General features: G+C 65.6%; 17 protein-coding genes. 6 read left to right on the top strand and 11 right to left on the bottom strand.

Annotated elements, in window-relative coordinates; genetic code table 11:
- The first annotated feature begins 196 nt into the window (after positions 1 to 196).
- The 3 genes from C5L14_RS18305 (at position 197) to C5L14_RS18295 (ending at position 5,568) form a co-directional block, all read left to right on the top strand.
- Entirely contained in the window at positions 197 to 1,444 is a 1,248-nt protein-coding gene (locus tag C5L14_RS18305) for an efflux RND transporter periplasmic adaptor subunit (protein ID WP_105863490.1), read from the top strand.
- 17 nt (positions 1,445 to 1,461) lie between these two features.
- Entirely contained in the window at positions 1,462 to 4,656 is a 3,195-nt protein-coding gene (locus tag C5L14_RS18300) for an efflux RND transporter permease subunit (protein ID WP_245443423.1), read from the top strand.
- Positions 4,657 to 4,800: 144 nt separating this feature from the next.
- Positions 4,801 to 5,568 carry a lysophospholipid acyltransferase family protein gene (locus tag C5L14_RS18295; RefSeq protein ID WP_105863660.1) on the top strand — a complete coding sequence of 256 codons (768 nt, stop codon included), beginning with the start codon at positions 4,801 to 4,803 and terminating at the stop codon, positions 5,566 to 5,568.
- Here the strand turns inward: C5L14_RS18295 and C5L14_RS18290 are convergent.
- On the bottom strand, positions 5,565 to 6,122 hold the full coding sequence (locus C5L14_RS18290) for an NADPH-dependent FMN reductase (RefSeq protein WP_105863489.1): 558 nt from the start codon (positions 6,120 to 6,122) through the stop codon (positions 5,565 to 5,567). The genes C5L14_RS18295 and C5L14_RS18290 overlap by 4 nt on opposite strands.
- A gap of 231 nt (positions 6,123 to 6,353) precedes the next feature.
- Here C5L14_RS18290 and C5L14_RS18285 point away from each other — a divergent pair, with 231 nt between their 5' ends.
- Positions 6,354 to 7,214, top strand: coding sequence for a DUF2189 domain-containing protein (locus C5L14_RS18285; RefSeq protein WP_105863488.1), 861 nt, complete (start codon positions 6,354 to 6,356; stop codon positions 7,212 to 7,214).
- Between the two features lie 179 nt (positions 7,215 to 7,393).
- On the opposite strand, the gene C5L14_RS18280 is transcribed toward C5L14_RS18285, so the two are convergent.
- From C5L14_RS18280 to C5L14_RS18235, 10 genes are all read right to left on the bottom strand, one after another.
- Positions 7,394 to 8,176, bottom strand: a complete 783-nt coding sequence (locus C5L14_RS18280; protein WP_245443422.1) for an anti-sigma factor family protein — start codon at positions 8,174 to 8,176, stop codon at positions 7,394 to 7,396.
- Positions 8,177 to 8,178: 2 nt separating this feature from the next.
- The gene (locus C5L14_RS18275; RefSeq protein ID WP_245197304.1) at positions 8,179 to 8,853 is read right to left on the bottom strand and encodes a sigma-70 family RNA polymerase sigma factor; all 675 of its coding nucleotides are present in this window, start codon (positions 8,851 to 8,853) and stop codon (positions 8,179 to 8,181) included.
- A 47-nt stretch (positions 8,854 to 8,900) separates the two neighbouring features.
- On the bottom strand, positions 8,901 to 9,344 hold the full coding sequence (locus tag C5L14_RS18270) for a hypothetical protein (protein ID WP_146126949.1): 444 nt from the start codon (positions 9,342 to 9,344) through the stop codon (positions 8,901 to 8,903).
- Positions 9,345 to 9,434: 90 nt separating this feature from the next.
- Positions 9,435 to 9,887 (bottom strand): type II toxin-antitoxin system VapC family toxin, encoded by a 453-nt coding sequence (locus C5L14_RS18265; protein ID WP_105863485.1) that lies wholly within the window; start codon positions 9,885 to 9,887, stop codon positions 9,435 to 9,437.
- On the bottom strand, positions 9,884 to 10,144 hold the full coding sequence (locus C5L14_RS18260) for an antitoxin (RefSeq protein ID WP_105863658.1): 261 nt from the start codon (positions 10,142 to 10,144) through the stop codon (positions 9,884 to 9,886). Before C5L14_RS18260 ends, C5L14_RS18265 begins: the two co-directional genes overlap by 4 nt.
- 57 nt (positions 10,145 to 10,201) lie before the next feature.
- Positions 10,202 to 10,906 (bottom strand): ABC transporter ATP-binding protein, encoded by a 705-nt coding sequence (locus C5L14_RS18255; protein WP_105863484.1) that lies wholly within the window; start codon positions 10,904 to 10,906, stop codon positions 10,202 to 10,204.
- Complete coding sequence (locus C5L14_RS18250; protein WP_105863483.1) at positions 10,903 to 11,691, bottom strand: ABC transporter ATP-binding protein; 789 nt, start codon at positions 11,689 to 11,691, stop codon at positions 10,903 to 10,905. Before C5L14_RS18250 ends, C5L14_RS18255 begins: the two co-directional genes overlap by 4 nt.
- A complete protein-coding gene (locus tag C5L14_RS18245; RefSeq protein WP_105863482.1) occupies positions 11,688 to 13,529 on the bottom strand; it encodes an ABC transporter permease in 1,842 nt (613 codons plus the stop codon). The genes C5L14_RS18250 and C5L14_RS18245 overlap by 4 nt, the downstream gene beginning before the upstream one ends.
- A gap of 273 nt (positions 13,530 to 13,802) precedes the next feature.
- Positions 13,803 to 15,008: an ABC transporter substrate-binding protein gene (locus C5L14_RS18240; RefSeq protein WP_105863481.1), complete on the bottom strand. Its 1,206-nt coding sequence runs from the start codon at positions 15,006 to 15,008 to the stop codon at positions 13,803 to 13,805.
- Positions 15,009 to 15,440: 432 nt separating this feature from the next.
- A complete protein-coding gene (locus C5L14_RS18235) occupies positions 15,441 to 16,244 on the bottom strand; it encodes a helix-turn-helix domain-containing protein (RefSeq protein ID WP_245443421.1) in 804 nt (267 codons plus the stop codon).
- A 714-nt stretch (positions 16,245 to 16,958) separates the two neighbouring features.
- On the opposite strand from C5L14_RS18235, the gene C5L14_RS18230 reads away from it, so the two are divergent.
- Positions 16,959 to 17,252, top strand: a complete 294-nt coding sequence (locus C5L14_RS18230) for a hypothetical protein (RefSeq protein WP_181161226.1) — start codon at positions 16,959 to 16,961, stop codon at positions 17,250 to 17,252.
- Between the two features lie 9 nt (positions 17,253 to 17,261).
- Entirely contained in the window at positions 17,262 to 17,645 is a 384-nt protein-coding gene (locus C5L14_RS18225; protein ID WP_105863480.1) for a hypothetical protein, read from the top strand.
- Positions 17,646 to 17,653: the final 8 nt, after the last annotated feature.

The following is a 17,653-nucleotide window of genomic DNA, read 5'->3' as shown; positions in this document are numbered from 1 at the left end:
CCTACACGAAAACGTGTGCGGCTAGAGGCTCGTTGTGCCGGATGAGAAACAATGCGTTCACATACTCGCTGCAATTTGTACGCATTGATACATCATAATACCCGTTTCCGGATATGACCGGCGGCGGGGGGTATCGTCGTGAAAAAAGGGGGAGGCTTCGCCTGCCCGGACCTAATACAGATCTGATGGCGGCTCGATGAAGCGTCTCCTCAATTTCGTGCTTGTTCTCGTCCTGATCGTCGGCCTGGCCTGGTGGCAGCGTGCCACGCTGGTGCCTTGGCTGGTGCAGGCGGTGCCTTCCTCGAAGACTCTCATTGCCGCCCTTCCCGGCTTCTCCGATGCATTGCATGCTCCCGAAGCGCCGCAGGCGGCCGGCGGAAGCAAATCTTCCCAACGCAATGTCACGCCCGTGCCCGTGGTGCTCGCCCAGGCGGTCGCCAAGCAGATGCCGATGGTGATCGATGCCGTCGGCACCGCCACGCCCTATGCTTCCATCCAGATCCGCACCCGCATCGACAACACCGCGGTGACCAGCGTTCGCGTCGCCGAGGGCTCCGAGGTCAAGCAGGGCGACGTTCTCTTCACGCTGGACGATCGGGCCATCAAGGCGCAGATCGCGCAGATCCAGGCGCAGATCGCGCGCGACCAGGCCCAGATCGCCCAGGCCCAGATCGACCTTTCCCGCGCCAATGACCTGCTTGCCCGCAATGCCGGCGCGGCGACCACGCGCGATACCGCCGCCACCGCCCTCAAGGTCGGGCAGGCGCAGCTCCAGGCGGACCAGGCCTCTCTGGAAGCAGCCGAGGTAACGCTCGATTACACCGTGATCCGCGCCCCCGTTCCCGGGCGCATCGGCTCGATCCCCGTCAAGCCCGGCTCGACGGTGCGCACCTCCGACACCAGCCCGCTCGCCACCGTGAACCAGCTCGACCCGGCCGTGGTGGCCTTCTCCATCCCGCAGTCGCGCCTGGCCGAGCTGCGCGAGGCCATGGCGAAGGGGGCGGTGCGCGTCGACGCCATCACCGGAAAGAATACCCTGACCGGCCAGGTCTCCTTCGTGGAGAACGCCATCGATGCCGCCACGGGCACCATCATGGTCAAGGCCGACATCCCCAATCCGCACGAGATCCTGTGGGGCGGCGCCTTCGTCAACGTGCAGGTGTTCCTGCCCGATGCCAGCCCGCAGGTGGTGGTCCCCGACGCGGCCGTCCAGCTCGGCCAGAAGGGAAGCTACGTCTTCGTGGTGAAAGATGGTAAAACGGCCGAGCTTCGGCCCGTGACCGTGGCGCGCGTCAGCGGCGCCGACGCCGTGCTCGCCAAGGGCGTCGAGAGCGGCGAGCAGGTGGTGGTCGACGGGGTGCTGCGCCTGGTCGACGGCGCGCCGGTCGCCATCAATGCGGGAGCCAAGGAGAGCACTGCCGCCAGTACCAGTGCCAAAAGCTGAAACCGGGAGACAAGCCGTTGCTTTCGGAACTGTGCATCCGCCGCCCGGTCATGACCATCCTGTTGATGGTCTCCTTCATTGCGGCCGGCTGGTTCGGCTATCGGCAATTGCCGGTAGCGGCCGTGCCGCGCGTCGACTACCCGACCATTTCGGTGACCGCCACCCTGCCGGGCGCCAGCCCGGAAACCATGGCGTCCTCGGTGGCCGCCATTCTCGAAAAGCAATTCTCGGCGATCTCCGGCATCTCGACGATGTCGTCGACCTCCTATCTGGGCTCGACGCAGATCGTTCTGCAGTTCGATCTCAATCGCAATGTCGACGGTGCTGCGCTGGACGTGCAGGCGGCGATCGCCACGGCGCAGCGCCAGCTGCCCAATGAGATGACCACGCCGCCGAGCTTCAGGAAGGTCAATCCGGCCGACCAGCCGGTGATCTTCATGGCGCTGACCTCCGACCAGGCGCGCATGTCGGATATCGACCGTTTCGCCCAGTCCAACATCCAGCCGCTGCTGGCGACCCTGCCGGGCGTCGCCCAGGTCAATATCTGGGGATCGCAGCAATATGCCGTGCGGGTGGAGGCGGATCTCGATCAGCTTTCCGCGCGCGGTCTCACCCTCGACGACCTGCAGAAGGCCATCTCCGCGGCCAATTCCAACACGCCCGTCGGCTCGACCAGCAATAACGGCCGCAACCTCATCCTCGATGCCACCGGGCCGATCCGCTATGCCAAGGGCTATATGCCGATCGTGGTGTCCTCCAAGAACGGCGCCCCGGTGCTGTTGCAGGACGTCGCCCGCGCCATCGACAGCGTGGAGAACGACAAGACCGCGGCCTGGCGCAACGAGACCCGCGGCATCATCATTGCCATCCAGCGCCAGCCCGACGCCAATACGGTCGCCGTGGTCGACGCGGTCAGGAACACCCTGCCCAAGATCCGCGAGAGCCTGCCGGTCGGCGTCAGCCTGGACACGCTGATGGACCGCTCGGTGCCGATCCGCGCGGCGGTGGAGGATGTCGAGTTCACGCTGGGCCTGTCGATCCTGCTGGTCGTGATCGTGATCTACTTCTTCCTGCGCAGCGCGCGGGCCACCTTGATCCCGGCCATTGCCCTGCCGATTTCGCTGATCGGCACCTTCGCGGGCATGTATGTGCTCGGTTTTTCCATCGACAACATCTCGCTGCTCGCCCTGACGCTGTGCGTCGGCTTCGTGGTCGACGATGCCATCGTCATGCTGGAGAACATCGTCCGCCATGTCGAACTGGGGCAGAAACCCTTCGCCGCGGCCCTGATCGGTTCGCGCGAGGTCGGCTTCACCATCCTCTCGATGACGCTGTCGCTGATCGCCGTGTTCATTCCGGTGATCTTCATGGGCGGCATCATCGGGCGCATGTTCTCCGAGTTCGGCTATGTCATGGCCATCGCCATCCTGATCTCGGGCGTCGTCTCGCTGACGCTGACGCCGATGCTGTGCTCGCGCCTGATCAAGGAGCATTCGGAAGAGAAGCGTCCGGGGCTGCTGCTGCGCCTGTTCGAGGCGGGCTTCAACTGGCTGACCAGGGGCTATGCCCTCACGGTGCGCTGGGCCGTCAATTCGCCCGGCTTCATGCTCACCGTGACGGCGGCGACCTTCGTGGTCACCGCCATCCTGTTCGTCAACATCCCCAAGGGTTTCTTCCCGCAGGAGGACATGGGCTTCGTTTCGGTCTCGACCGTGGGGCCCGACGACGTCTCCTTCGAGGCCATGATGGCGCGCCAGCAGGCCGTCGTCGCCGAATTGCGCAAGGATCCGGACGTCGTCGCCATCCTGTCGAGCATCGGCGGCGGGGCGACCAGCCAGATCAGCTCCGGCAGCATGAACATCCAGCTGCGCGACAAGCCGGCCCGCAAGGACCCGATCGATGTGGTGATCAAGCGCCTCGCCCAGGAAGCGGCGAAGGTCCCCGGCATCAACACCTATTTCCAGGCGGTGCAGTCAATCAATATCGGTGCCACCCGCTCGCGCAGCCAGTACCAATACGCCCTGATGTCGCCCGACGTCGACGAACTCAGGGCCAACGCCCAGAAGCTGCAGGCGCGCATGGCCCAGATCCCGGGCATCACCGGCGTCAATTCCGACCTGCAGATCAAGGCGCGCGATGCCGTCGTCTCGATCGACCGCGACAACGCCGCCAAGCTCGGCGTCACCGTCGACCAGATCCGCTCCGCGCTCTATGCGGCCTATGGCACCAGCCAGGTCTCGACCATCTATGCGCCGGAGAACACCTATGAAGTGATCCTGGAGGCGAGCCAGGCCTATAGCTCGCCGCAGGACCTGATGCGCAAGCTCAATGTCCGCTCGAGTTCAGGGGCGCTGATCCCGCTCGACAGCGTGGCGCGCATCGAGCAGAAGCCGTCGGCGGTCTCGCTCTCCCATATCGGCCAGCTGCCGTCGGTGACGATCTCCTTCAACCTCCAGCCCGGCGTGGCACTCAGCCAGGCGGTCGACGCCATCCAGCAGGCGACGGCGGAGCTCGACATTCCCAAGACGATCGCCACCCAGTTCCAAGGTACGGCCCAGCAGTTCCAGGATTCGCTCGCCAGCATGCCGCTGCTGCTCTTCGCCGCGGTGCTGGTGGTCTATATCCTGCTCGGCATCCTCTATGAGAGCTTCATCCACCCGATCACCATCCTGTCGGGCCTGCCCACGGCCGGCATCGGCGCGCTTTTGACGCTGCAGCTGTTCGCGATGGACCTTTCCATCATCGCCATGATCGGCTTGATCATGCTGATCGGCATCGTCAAGAAGAACGCCATCATGATGGTGGACTTCGCCGTGCAGCGCCGGGCGGCGGGGCTGCCGGCAAAGGAAGCCATCGTGGAGGCGGCGGTGCTGCGCTTCCGCCCGATCATGATGACCTCGCTCGCCGCCATTCTCGGCGCCCTGCCGATTGCCCTCGGGCACGGCGCCGGCGCTGAATTGCGCCGCCCGCTCGGCGTCACCGTGGTGGGCGGCCTGATCGTCTCGCAGCTGCTCACGCTCTACATCACGCCGGTGGTCTATCTCGCCCTCGACCATGTCGCGGGCTGGTTCGCGCGCAAGCCGGAGAACCTGCCGGCGCGCACCGACGACGTCCTGCCCGAGCCCGAGCAGCACGACGTCAGGCCGTCCGCGCCGGGCGAGCCGGCCATTGCCGCCGAGAAGAAGCCCGGCCTGATGACCGCCGCAGAGTAGATTTCCCGGGTGCGCGGGCATCCTGCCCGCTCTTGGAAGCACTACGCTTGCAGGTGACGGGACGTCCGCGCGCCCGGGAAACCTCATTTGCCCTCCGGCCGCTCTTTCGCTTATGAAGGCTCCGATTTTCCCGGATGCCTTCCCATGCGCCTCAAGGCGATCTGCCGTATTGCCGCCGTCGCCCTGCTGGCCATGCCCCTGATCCCGCTGCAATGGCTGGCGGTGAGGCAGGACTGGGCGTTGGCCCGGCGCCTGCCGGTGTTCTTCCATCGCGGCGTGCTCGCCATCATCGGTGTTCGCGTTGCCGTCAACGGCACCCAGGCCCGGCAGCGGCCGCTGCTGATCGTTGCCAACCATGTTTCCTGGCTCGACATCGTGGTGCTGGGCGCCCTGGCGCCCTTGTCCTTCATCGCCAAGAGCGAGGTGCGCGGCTGGCCTGTGATCGGCCTGTTCGCCCGGCTGCAGCGCTCGGTCTTCATCGAGCGCGAACGCCGCCACAAGACCGGCCATGCCACCGCCGCCATCGGCGCCCGACTGAAGGCCGGCGACGCCATGGTGCTGTTCGGCGAGGGCACGACCGGCGATGGCGTGCATGTCCTGCCCTTCCGTTCCGCCCTGGTGGGGGCGGCGCGCGAGGCGCTCGACGGCGGCGAGGCGGCGGCCTATGTGCAGCCGCTCGCCTTGCGCTATGCCAAGCGCGGGGGGCTGCCGATCGGCCGCGGCGCCATGAAGGAGGTTGCCTGGATCGGCGACATGGATCTGGCGCCGCATCTCGTCGGCATTCTGTCAGGCCCGCCGATCGACGCCGTGGTGAGCTGGGGCGAGGCGATCGCCTGCGACGCCGCTACCGACCGCAAGACCCTGACCCGCCAGCTCGAAGCCGATGTGCGCAGGCTGGTACGGGCGGGCTAGCCGGAGCCTTCCGGCTCCGCCTGTGCCGAGGTCTCGATCGTCCGCGCGAAAGCTGCCAGCGCCGCCTTGACCGAGGCGGCAATCTCGGGATCCTCGACCATCCCCATTGCGTCCAGCCGGGTCGCCAGCAAGGGCAGGGTGATCGAGGCTTGTTCGACGATGCAGGCCGACATCGTCGTCAGCACCAGACGCAGGGCTGCCTGCGCGTCGCTGGCGCGCGGCGAGGCGTTGAAGAGGGCGACGGGCTTGCCCGGGAATTCGAAGCTGCCGACCAGCCAGTCGAGCGCATTCTTGAAGGAACCGGGAATGCCGCGGGCATATTCCGGGCAGGATATGAGGAGGCCATCGGCGGCACCGACCCGGCGCCGCAGGTCCAGGACGGTCTCGGGCGGATTGTCGCCATCGAGATCCGGATTGAAATGCGGCAATGTGCCGATGCCGCGATAGAGCTCGATCCGCATGCCGGCCGGCGCCAGCAACCCCGCCGCTTCGAGCAGCACGCTATTCGACGAGCCAAGGCGGAGGCTGCCGGACAGCGCGAGAAGTGTGGTCATTGGCGACTCCGCAGTGGTTTTGAATGTCCACTCTTACCAAGGGCTGACCGGGCGGCAAGCACACGCGCAAGTGACTGCGGCGAGGCGAGATAGGAGGCTGACATTCGCTCCCATGAGGCGTATTGTCGCGGATCTACAGGTCGCGCTCGTCGTGGCTGTTCCCGCGCCGGCAGCCTGCTCGGCGTTCCACCTCGGTCGCGGCCTCTCGAAATTCCTTTCGGGAGTAGGACCATGACGATCAGAAATCCCGTCGAATGGGGTATCGACGCCGTCCGCGGCGCCGCCAATGGCGTGGGCGCCCTCGGCACCACCCTGCATCGCCCCGCCGCCCAGTTCGAAACCTCGACGCCCGTCGTCCGGCAGGTCGATTTTGCCGATCTGCGCGAGGTCCTGACCAAGGGTTTCCAGGATTTCGGCGCCTATCGCACCGACGTCATCTTCATCGGCCTGATCTATCCGCTCGCCGGGCTGGTCCTGGCCCAATTCGCCTTTGGCAACGGCATGCTGCCGATGCTCTTCCCGCTGGTCTCCGGTTTCGCGCTGGTCGGGCCGGTTGCTGCAATCGGGCTCTATGAGATGAGCCGCCGCCGCGAGCAGGGCCTCGAGGCCACCTGGGCACATACGCTCGACGTGGCACGTTCGCCCAATTTCGGCGCCATCCTCGGTCTCAGCCTGATCCTGGCGGTGATCTTCGCGCTCTGGCTCGGTGTCGCCGCGCTGATCTATCGCTATACGCTCGGCCCCGCCCTGCCGGTCTCAGTCTCCGCCTTCGTCTCGGATGTCTTCACCACGCCCGCCGGCTGGGCGATGATCGTGCTCGGCGTCGGCGTCGGTTTCCTGTTCGCGCTGGTAGTGCTGGCGATCAGCGTGGTGTCGTTCCCCATGCTGCTCGACCGCAAGGTGCGGATCGGCACGGCGGTCAGGACGTCGGTGGACGTGGTGCGCGCCAATCCCGGCCCGATGCTGGCCTGGGGCTTCATCGTCGCCTGTGCCCTGGTGCTCGGTTCGCTGCCCGCACTGCTCGGCCTGATCGTCGCCATGCCCGTGCTGGGCCATGCGACCTGGCATCTCTACCGCCGCGCAGTGGGATAGGCGCCCCCGGTTTTGCCGTGCCCGGGACTTGCCTAGAGCAAAGCGCGTTCAAGCCTGAACGCTTATTTGCTCCAGCTCATTGTTCTGACGCGTCTTTGCGATCCCTGGTGACTCCGTCTGATCGCAAAACGCTATAGGGCATCCGGCGCCGGCTTTTTGGCGATCCTGGAGCGCAGCCGTCATTTCGGTGTCGCTTCGGCGAAATCCTGCTGGAATTGCTTCAGTTCCGGCTCGTTCAGGTCGGAAACCGCCCAGAAATTCAGTCCTGCCTGGGTCCAGTTCAGAAGGGAGTAACCCTCGCGCTCGCCGGCAGGCGCAGGGGCGCTCGCGGCCGGCCAGATGAAGAGATTGATGACATGACCGTTGCGTCGATAGATCAGCGCGGCAACCACCCGTCCGTTGAGGTAATCCACCCGCCCGCCGAGCAGTGGAAAGCCACGGTCCTTGAGATCGACCACCGGCGGTGAGAAGTCGATCTTGCCGTTGAACCAGGGCTTGACGGTATGCTGGTCGGAGGTTGTGACGTCAGTCAGATGGTTGGCGAGCAGCGAATGGACGTGACTGGAAACCAGTTCGTCTTCCAGTGACGGACCCGGCTCGGGCCGCGTCGTCACGAACAGCACGCAGGCGGCCAGCACCGCCAGCGACGGCAGCAGGCTCCAGCGCGTGAAACGGTCGAGGAGGAGGCGCCAGTCGAGGCCGGCGAGGGAGGTGGCTCGGGTGGCGCCGGCTTCGCGGCGCAAGGCTGCCGCCACGCGGCCATGCAGGGCTGCCGAGGCCGGCCAGCGCACGCCATCCTGGCTGATCATCGCGCGGATCGCCTCGATTTCGGCAAGCCGCGCCTTGCACTCGGGGCAGCCGGCAAGATGCTCCTCCACCCGTACCGTATTGGCAGCATCGAGCTCGCCATCGGCATAGAGCTGCAGCAGCCTGTCCCAGTCCTGATGAGGTGTGTCGGCCATGCTCATGCCTCTCCTCCCGGCGTTGCCTGCCGGCTCTTCCAGGCTGCGGCGAACAAAGCGCGGGCGCGGGCGAGCCGCGACATCACAGTGCCCATGGGGGCGGCTATCGTTTCCGAGATCTCCCGATAGGAAAGCTCCTCCATTTCCCTGAGCACCAGGACCTCGCGGAAGGCCTCGGGCAGGCGGTCGAGAACCGCGCGGATCTCGCCGGCTTCGGCCCGTTGCAGCAAGGCGGCTTCCGGGCTCGCCTCGTCATGCGGCAGGTCGGTCCGCTCCTCCTCGCCATCGCCGGCGTCGAGCGGCTCGGTGCGGACGCCGCGCTGGCGCGCCTGCCACCAGGAGCGATGGCAATTGCGCACGATGGTCAGGAGCCAGGCGCGCGGGCTGCCGCCGCGATAATCGGCGAAGCCGCGAAAGGCACGCAGGAAGGCCTCCTGCACGATGTCCTCGGCGGTGTCGGCATCGCGGCAGAGATAGCGCGCCAGATTGTGGGCGGCATCCAGATGCGGCAGCATCAGTGCCTGGAAGCGGGCGAGCGTGTCGGCCTTCCCCGCCGCCTGTGCGGAGGGCTGCCCGTCTGCGGCCATGGCCCAGATGCCGTGCCACCATGCAGCCAGCCGCCGGATCGCCGGCAGCGGCCATGGCGTATCGGGATGCGTGCCGGCATGGGCCGTCATGGCCGCTCGTCCTTCCCGTCCCAGCCCGAGTTCGATCAATATGCAGCTCACCGCATCGCGACCTTGCCCGTCATCGGCATGGGCCGAGAAGGCATGGGCCGAGAAGGCATGGGCAGAGAACAGGAATAGCTGAAATCCAAGGCCTGCGTGAGGGCGAAGTTGTCGGCCGCGGCTTGAAGAGGGCACCGTGCCCCGACCAGGGCCGGCAGGGACAAGAGGACCAATTGCAGGACGAGCCGCGCCAGGGCAGGGCGATAGCGGCGGGTGGCCGGGGATATCTCGACAAGGCTCTCGCGCCAGCGACGGCCGGCACGGCTCTCACCCGGTAAGGGAGGTTCGTCGGAATGGATCATCTCGCGCTCCGGATAGGAAGGTGGCTGCCAGCAGCCCATGCCGATCCAGATCGCGGTGATCGCTGTTTTATTCCCGGGCGTTCGATTTTTTCCGGTGCGGCTTGCGATGGACAGAAGGAGGCGGCGTAGGCGTGGCAAGCCGGTTTCCACCTAAGGGGCCGTCAGCCAAGAAACGCGTTGTCATGCCCTTTTTGCCACCTGCAGTGGCGCTGGCGATGAGCGTCCGATTCACTTCTTCGCGGACGGATCCCAAGTTTCGTGAAATCCTGTTGCCGAAGGCAGTGTCCAGTCTTCCAGTCTGAGCCGCGGAATTCGACTGAATTCGCCCACATTATTCGACACCAGAGTCAGCGATCGGGCGATGGCCTGCCCGGCGATCAGCAGGTTATAGGGCCCGATCGGCGTTCCGGCCGTAGCCAGAGCAGCCCTGATATCGCCGGCTTCGCGGGCATCGCCGTCATCGAGGTCGAGAACCTCGAAATCACGCTTGATCAGACGGATGACCTCGAGATTGCGCTCGAGCTTCTGGCTGCGATAGGCGCCGTAATAGAGTTCATGCAGGACGATGGTGGAGAGGGCAATCTCACCCGGCTTGCACGCCAGTATGCGATCGAGCAGCGGACGTGAACGCTGGTTCTTGAGAGCAATGATCGCGTTTGTGTCGATGAGGTAGCGGATCATTCGAAGAACTCGTCGAGCCCGGGCAGATCCGGTATCGCCGGCTGCTCGCGGCCTTCGGCCAGAAAATCGTCGCTGAAACCAAGCTCGAGAGCCGCGCGCAGGGAGGCCCAGCTCTGGGCAGGGCCAGCACGGGGGCGCAGTATGAGAGCATCCCCCTCCCGGATGACCTCGACCTCATCGACCTGGAAGCGGAATTCCTTCGGCAGGCGGACCGCTTGGGAATTCCCGGAACGAAAGACCTTGGCGTAGTGAGGCATCATCGATTCCGTCATGGATGTATACACTCTATTGTATACACATCCATTCGGTCCAGGCTACAACGCCAGATATTCCGTCTGCACGGCACTGTCGGCTTCCAGCTCCGCCATCGTGCCGGAATAGCGGATCGCGCCGCTCTCGATGACATAGGCGCGATCGGCGATCAGGCGGGCGAAATGCAGGTTCTGCTCGGAAAGCAGGATCGACAGCCCTTCCTGCTTGAGGCGCAGGATGGCGCGCGCCATGTCCTCGACGATCTTGGGCGCCAGGCCTTCGGACGGCTCGTCCAGCAGCACGATGGCGGGATTGCCCATCAGTGTGCGGGCGATGGTGAGCATCTGCTGCTCGCCGCCGCTCATCCGCCCGCCGAGCCGGCCCGGCATGGCGGCGAGATTGGGAAAGAGCTCGTAGAGCCGCTCCGGCGTCCAGGGCTTCAGCCCCTCGCGCGGCGGACGCCGGCCTACCTCCAGATTTTCGGCGACCGTCAGGTCGGTGAAGACGCGGCGATCCTCCGGTACATAGCCGATGCCGTGGCGGGCGATCTCGTAGACCGGCAGGCGGATGATGTCGGCGCCGTCGAGGCGGATCGCACCGCGCCGGTCGGCGACCAGGCCGATGATGGAGCGGAAGGTGGTGGATTTGCCGGCGCCGTTGCGGCCGAGCAAGGCGACGACCTCGCCCGGCCCAATCTCGAGGCTGACCTGATGCAGGATATGGGCGGGGCCGTAGAAACTGTCGAGATCCCTGATTTCCAGCTTCATCGGGCGGGCTCCTGCGCATGGGCGCCCGCGGGCGCAAAGACCGTGCCGTCGCCGAGATAGACCGCGCGCACCTGCGGGTCGTTGCGCACGGTCTCGGCGTCGCCGGCGGCGATCAGGCGGCCGCGATCGAGCACGAGGAGCCTGTCGGCATGCTCGAACACCACGTCCATGTCGTGCTCGGTGAACAGGATGCCGATGCCGCGCTGGCGGGCGATGTCGGCCGCGAGTGCCATCATGGCGATGCGGGCGCCCGGCGCCATGCCGGCGGTCGGCTCGTCCATCAGCAGGAGGCGCGGCTGGTTGGAAAGGGCCACCGCCAGTTCCAATCGCTTGAGATCGCCATAGGCGAGCTCGCCGCAGGGGTGGACGGCCAGGGCGCCGATGCCGACGAGGTCGAGCAGGGCCTGCGCCTCCTCGCGCTTGTAGCGGTCGAGGCGGGCGAGGCGGCGCCAGGTCATGCCGTCATGGCTTGCCAGGGCCACCTGGAGGTTCTCGATCACCCGCATCGAGCCGAAGGTGGCGGTGATCTGAAAGGTGCGCCCGACGCCGAGGCGGCAGATCGCGGCGGGGCGCATGCCGGCCGTCTCGCGGCCGAACAGGCGGATGGAGCCACGGTCCGGCTTGATCTGGCCGTGGATCATGTTGAAGCAGGTGCTCTTGCCGGCGCCATTGGGGCCGATCAGCGCCACCATCTCGCCCGCCGCGACGGTGAGCGAAACGTCCTTCACCGCCTCGACGCCGCCATAGGTCTTGGCGAGTCCCTGCACCTCGAGCAGCACCGTCATGGCCGACTCCCCTTGCTGGGCAGGAGATCGCGCAGGCCCGCCAGCCCGCGCGGCAGCAACACCACCACCGCAACGATGAACAGGCCGATGGCGAGCTTGGAATAGTCGGTCGCGCTCATCAGCCAGATCGACAGGGTCTTGAACACGCCGGCGCCGACCACGGCGCCGGAGACGCTGCCCATGCCGCCGAGCAGCACCATCACCAGCCCGTCCACCGAGGTGGTCACGCCGAAGGCGTCGGGAAAGACGCTGCCCTTGAGGAAGGCGAACAGGGCACCGGAAACGCCGGCCAGCAGGCCCGCCAGCACGAAGGCGGCCCATTGCACCGGCGCCCTGGTGATGCCGATCGCCTCGGCGCGCAGATCGGAGTCGCGTACCGCCCGCAGCATGAAGCCGAAGGGCGCGAAAGTGGCGAGCCTGAGCAGGCCGACGCCCAGCATGGCCAGAACCAATGTCAGCTCATAGAAGGCCCAGGGTTTGGAAGCCCATTTTGCCGGCCAGACGCTCAATATGCCATTGTCGCCGCCGGTGAAGTCGACCCACTGCGAGGCGATCGACCAGCAGATCTGCGCGAAGGCAAGGCTGAGCATGGCGAGATAGACGCCCGAAAGCCGGACGGCGAAGCCGGCGAACAGCACCGCCCCCACAAGTGCCAGCAGGGGGGCGACCAGCAGCACGGTCTCCATCGGCCAGCCCAGCATCGTCGTCAGCAAGGCGGCGCCGTAGCTGCCCAGGCCGAAAAAGGCGGCATGGCCGAAGGAGACCAGGCCGCCGACCGAGACCAGGAACTGCAGGCTGGCGGCATAGAGCACGAAGATCAGGATCTCGCTGCCGACCGACAGCACATAGGGGCTGGCGCCGAGCGGAAGCAGGGCCGCCAGGGCGATGGCGGCGGCCGCGACCAGCCGCCCGGCAATGCCCATGGGTCGCCAGGGCTGTGCCGTGAGGCCCGGGGCGGCGCGCTGCGGGCTCGTCGGCTTGCCGAACAGGCCCCAGGGCCTGACCACCAGTACCACCGCCATCACCAGGAAAATCAGCACGATCGAGATCTTCGGGAAGGCGAGAATGCCGAAGGCGTTGAGTTCTGAGATCAGGATGGCGGCGACGAGCGCTCCGACGATGGAGCCGAGCCCGCCGGTGACCACGATGATGAAGGCTTCGACGATGATGGCGAGGTCCATCTGATGCGTGACGGCATCGCGTGGGATCTGCAGGGCTCCGCCGAGCGCGGCAAGGCCGACGCCCAGCATGAACACGCCGGTGAACAGCCATTTCTGGTTGACGCCGAGCGCGGCGACCATGTCGCGGTCTTGCGTGGCGGCGCGCACCAGGATGCCCCAGCGCGTGCGGTTGAGCAGCAGCCAGATCAGGCCGAGCACCAGGGGCGACATGGCGATCAGGAAAAGGTCATAGGCGGGAATGGCCTTGCCGGCGATCTCGACCGCTCCCTTCAGCCCTGGCGCGCGCGGCCCCAGCAGGTCGTCCGCGCCGAAGACGATCACCACGAGGTCCTGCACCACCAGGGTAACACCGAAGGTGGCAAGCAGCTGGAAGAGTTCCGGCGCCCGGTAGATCCGCCTGAGCAGCGTCATCTCCAGCAGCCCGCCCAGGACGGCGACGATCGCAACGGCGGCCGGCAGGGCCAGCCAGAAGCCGAGCGGGCCGGACCAGGCGTTGGCGAGCGTGCAGGCGATATAGGCGCCCAGCATGTAGAAGGCGCCATGGGCGAAATTGACGATGCGGGTCACGCCGAAGATCAGCGAGAGGCCCGAGGCGACCAGGAACAGGGAGGCAGCCCCTGCCAGGCCGCTCAGGAATTGGGCGATGATGGTTCCCACGAAGACCTCAAATTGGGGAGCGTCGGAGATCAGGTGGCTTGTCTGATCGGTGGTGCAGCCCCTCAGGATGGGGCGAGGGGGCGCAGGCGTTGCGATTGATCCTTTGATCGCTCCTCGCGCCCAACGGTCGGGCGAGAGTAGATGCTTTCAGTTCGAGGCGCGCGGTCCGAGTCCCCCTTGCACCGCCACTGCGGGGAGAGGGTGGGGGTGAGGGGCACCGCAGCGTTTTGGGCTTCTTGGGCGCTTGTCCCGCACTTCCTGGCCTGGCCTTCTTTACGGCGCCGGCCGCATGCCCTTCACCGTGGCGTCATCCGGCAGATAGTCCTTGCCGTCGCGATAGACGAAATCGGTCATCACGCCATTGCCGTCCTGCACCGCCGTCTTGCCGACAAAGGCGCCCATGGTGGATTGATGGTCGATGGCGCGGAAGCTGATCGGCCCGAACGGCGTCTCCAGCGGCAGGCCTTCCGCCGCCTTGATCAGGGCGGCCGTATCCGTCGAGCCGGCCTTGGCCAGGATGGCTGCGGCAGCTTTCATGGTGACATAGCCGACGATCGAACCGAGGCGCGGATAGTCATTGTATTTGGCCTGGTAGGCCTTCAGGAAGGCGTCGTGCGCCGGGGTCTTCACCGCGTTCCAGGGATAGCCGGTGACGATCCAGCCCGTCGGCGCCTCGTCCTTGAGGGGGGCGAGATATTCCGGCTCGCCGGTGAGGAAGCTCACCACGGCCCGGTCCTTGAACAGGCCGCGGGTCGAGCCCTCGCGCACGAACTTCACCAGGTCGCCGCCGAAGGTGACGTTGAGGATGGCATCCGGCTTGGTGGCGAGCAGCGCTTCCACCACCGGGCCGGCATCGATCTTGCCCTGCGTCGGCCATTGCTCGCCCACCCATTTCACGTCAGGGCGCTTGGCGCTGAGGATCTGCTTGAACACGGCGACAGCCGACTGGCCATATTCGTAATTGGGCGCCACGGTGGCCCAGTTCTTGGCCGGCAGTTTGGCGGCTTCCTCCGCCAGCATCGCCGCCTGCATGTAGTTGGAGGGGCGCAGGCGGAAGGTCTGGGCATTGCCCTTCGACCAGGTGATGGCGTCCGTCAGCGGTTCGGCCGCCAGGAACATCACGTCCTTCTGCTTGGCGAAGTCCGAGACGGCGAGGCCGACATTGGAGAAGAAGGTGCCCATCAGCATGACCGCGCCGTCGCTCGAAGTGAGCTCATTGGCGGCGGTGATGGCGCTGGCGGGCTTGCCGCCATCGTCCTTGGAGATCACTTCCAGCGGCTTGCCGTTGACGCCGCCGGCGGCGTTGATCTCCTCCAGCGCCAGCTGCCAACCCTTGCGATAGGGCTCGGTGAAGGCGGGCAGGCCGGAATAGGAGTTGATCTCGCCGATCTTGATGCTGTCGGCCGCTAGGGAAGGTAGGGCCGCGAACAGGGTCACGGCAACGGTGCCGGCGAGGGCCAGTCGAGACAAGATCCGCATTCAGGGTCTCCGCTCTGGATGTTGGAGGCTTTATGATTCTTGGACTGTGTCGGCTTGTGTCCTCCCGGTCCAGCCTCATGGCTGGCGGGAAGGGCGCAAACCGCCGCAGGCAGGCTGAAACGGCGGAAAATCGTTCGTATGCAAACGAGTTTCCGCCGAGGAGAGCAGCCCTGTCAAGAGCGGATGCGATTGGGGAAGGTAATCCACGTGCACGGGGCATCCTGCCCGCTCTTCCGCATGCCGGCGCTGCTTTCAGGGGAGCCGACGACACGTTCGTCGTCCTAGCTTTGGCGCTGTCGATCCGAATCTCGCCGGTATCGGCGAAAGAGGCGACGCGGCTGGGATCGCGGACGTCTCGTCCGCCTCTTTCCTTCTCCCGAGCGCGGCAATCTCCAGGCGGAACAAGATGCCCGTGTACCCGAAAAAAGACGCTTACACCTCGTCCTTTGCGTAGGAGATGATCGACAGGAAGCGGATCGGCAATTGCCGCATCTCGTCGGGGCCGTGGGGGGCGTCGGCGTCGAAGAACAGGCTGTCGCCCGGCGTGAGATGGTAGAGCTTGTCGGCGTGGCGGTAGATCACCTCGCCCTCCAGCATGTAGATGAACTCCAGGCCCGAATGCTGGAACAGGGGGAAGACGTCGGACTCTTCCGTCAGCGTGATGACATAGGGTTCGACCACCACGCGGCCGGTATTGCCGGCATTGTGGCCGAGCAGACGATACTGATGGCCGGCGCGCGTGCCGCGCCGCTCGATCAGGAGGCCTTCGCCCGCCTTGACGAAAACCGCCTCGCGCCGCTCCTCGAAACGCCGGAAGAAGGCGGTCACGGGCACGCCGAGCGCGCGCGACAGGGTTTGCAGCGTGGTGAGCGAGGGCGAGGTCACGCCATTCTCGATCTTGGAGAGCATGCCGAGCGACAGCCCCGTCGCGGCGGCGAGGTCTGCGACGGTGATGCCGAGCTTGTTGCGGAACGAGCGAACCTCGCGTCCGATCGCCACTTCCAGGATATTGTCCCGGGCGCCACCGAGGGCATGCGGGTCCTGGCCGGGAAAGGCGGAGGCAGGCGGCAGTTCGCGGGTGGGGAAGGCATCCGAGAACAGGCCTTCGCCATCGTCCGGATCGATCGGATCGGCATAGCGGGGCCCCAATGTCGGGGCAATGACCGTCTGGCCGCCGCGCCCGGCGGCGGGCGTCGGCACTGTCCTGACAGCCGGCGTAACCACCCGCTTCGTCATCCTCGTTCCTTTCACGTCCCTGCGGAGAGGAGCGCGTGCTTGGCACGTCCCCTTCGCTCTTTCCATTGGCCGCGCATGCCGACGCTCCGAATTCAAGAACCCGGCCGGTAGCGGAAAAAGGCGCCCTCCCCAAGCGGGAGGTGAGTTGTTCCCGCCCCTGCGAAGGCAACCCTGTGGTTGCGGCACAGCTGTGCGACAGTCACGTCATCAGCCGCATGGGGCTGATCCTCGAAAAAATACCGTGCAGCCCTCCGAGCGACAAGCTGGGTGCCGCCCGTTATCCCGCCAATATGGCAACCATCGGCCGGGATTCCAGACAAGGAGCTGCGATTTTTGAAGCGGGAGACGATCAAAACAGGTCTTCCACCCGGCCGCGCCTGGGCCCGTTTCAATCGCGCGGGATCGATTGGCGAATCGCTGCCTGCCTTCCGGCAAGGTCCATGTCCGCGCAAACTGCAGTTGACTCTCATGCCCGCCTCCTGCTCCCGGTGATCTTGCGGCGGGTCTTCCTGAAGTGCAAGAAATTTTCCGAGCATTAAACGACTGAAAAAGTGGCCTGAATCAGCCAAAAAGTGTCGCGAATGCGAAGTTTCTTGTCAGACAAGCGCTTGACAGCGGCCGAGCAACGGGCGCAGACTTTCCTGGCATAAAAACAAATTGCCTCTCAGTAACAAAAGCGGATCCGCAAGAGGCGATATTCGGGAGGAAATAGTAATGACACCGGGATCGGAAGATCCGCGGATCGAGGTGATGTATCGCCGCGACCGCGCCTGGGCCTTCGCCGCCGTCGGCGTTCTCTGGCTCGTCCTCTTGTTCGTGTTTTTCAAGATCATGCCTGACAGCGGCTCGACTGGGGTCACCGTTGCCCTGCTCGTCGCCGGGAGCCTGGTGTTGTTGTTCAACACGGCAGCGATCGCCGCGCTCCTGCGGCACTATCACGAGGACAAGCTGCATCTCTACGGCCTCGACCTGCACTACATCGACGAAATGAAGAAGAGCAAGCGGTGAGGAACTGACATGGCCAAAACGCCCTATCAGCCACCCGAGCAATCGGCGCTCGGTCAGATCGTCGATTCCATCGTCCTGTTAGCCCTGGTGGTCGCCAGCCTGTTCGCCCCGATCGCTTTGGGTCTCGCCGGCGGCGGCAAGACCGATATCGACTTTGCCGACAAGAGCTGGACCGGCATGGGACAGTCGTCGCTTGCCCAGGCGCTGTGGGAAAAGCTCGGCTACACCGCTGAAACGGCGGCGCCGATCATCGCCTCGCGTTTCGACTATTCCTTCTCGCTGCCGGCCTTCCTGCTCACCGCGGCGATCATCGTGATCTATTTCGGCTTCCTGATCTATTATTCGGACAAGGAATACCGGGACGTGATCGCCGAACGCTTCGACGACAAGTGAGGGCGGCG

Origin of the sequence: Labrys okinawensis (assembly GCF_002982075.1) — a bacterium.
GTDB lineage: Bacteria > Pseudomonadota > Alphaproteobacteria > Rhizobiales > Labraceae > Labrys > Labrys okinawensis_A.
The sequence above is the reverse complement of the archived record's forward strand: the minus strand, read 5'-3'. Positions and strand labels throughout refer to the sequence as shown.

What these genes read in the sequence shown, in the direction of transcription:
- C5L14_RS18285 (WP_105863488.1), top strand. Translation starts at nt 6,354, where the DNA reads ATGACGATCAGAAATCCCGTCGAATGGGGTATCGACGCCGTCCGCGGC.
- C5L14_RS18240 (WP_105863481.1), bottom strand. Translation starts at nt 15,008, where the DNA reads ATGCGGATCTTGTCTCGACTGGCCCTCGCCGGCACCGTTGCCGTGACC.
- C5L14_RS18305 (WP_105863490.1), top strand. Translation starts at nt 197, where the DNA reads ATGAAGCGTCTCCTCAATTTCGTGCTTGTTCTCGTCCTGATCGTCGGC.
- C5L14_RS18290 (WP_105863489.1), bottom strand. Translation starts at nt 6,122, where the DNA reads ATGACCACACTTCTCGCGCTGTCCGGCAGCCTCCGCCTTGGCTCGTCG.
- C5L14_RS18260 (WP_105863658.1), bottom strand. Translation starts at nt 10,144, where the DNA reads ATGCCTCACTACGCCAAGGTCTTTCGTTCCGGGAATTCCCAAGCGGTC.
- C5L14_RS18255 (WP_105863484.1), bottom strand. Translation starts at nt 10,906, where the DNA reads ATGAAGCTGGAAATCAGGGATCTCGACAGTTTCTACGGCCCCGCCCAT.
- C5L14_RS18235 (WP_245443421.1), bottom strand. Translation starts at nt 16,244, where the DNA reads ATGACGAAGCGGGTGGTTACGCCGGCTGTCAGGACAGTGCCGACGCCC.
- C5L14_RS18265 (WP_105863485.1), bottom strand. Translation starts at nt 9,887, where the DNA reads ATGATCCGCTACCTCATCGACACAAACGCGATCATTGCTCTCAAGAAC.
- C5L14_RS18225 (WP_105863480.1), top strand. Translation starts at nt 17,262, where the DNA reads ATGGCCAAAACGCCCTATCAGCCACCCGAGCAATCGGCGCTCGGTCAG.
- C5L14_RS18280 (WP_245443422.1), bottom strand. Translation starts at nt 8,176, where the DNA reads ATGGCCGACACACCTCATCAGGACTGGGACAGGCTGCTGCAGCTCTAT.
- C5L14_RS18230 (WP_181161226.1), top strand. Translation starts at nt 16,959, where the DNA reads ATGACACCGGGATCGGAAGATCCGCGGATCGAGGTGATGTATCGCCGC.
- C5L14_RS18275 (WP_245197304.1), bottom strand. Translation starts at nt 8,853, where the DNA reads ATGACGGCCCATGCCGGCACGCATCCCGATACGCCATGGCCGCTGCCG.
- C5L14_RS18250 (WP_105863483.1), bottom strand. Translation starts at nt 11,691, where the DNA reads ATGACGGTGCTGCTCGAGGTGCAGGGACTCGCCAAGACCTATGGCGGC.
- C5L14_RS18295 (WP_105863660.1), top strand. Translation starts at nt 4,801, where the DNA reads ATGCGCCTCAAGGCGATCTGCCGTATTGCCGCCGTCGCCCTGCTGGCC.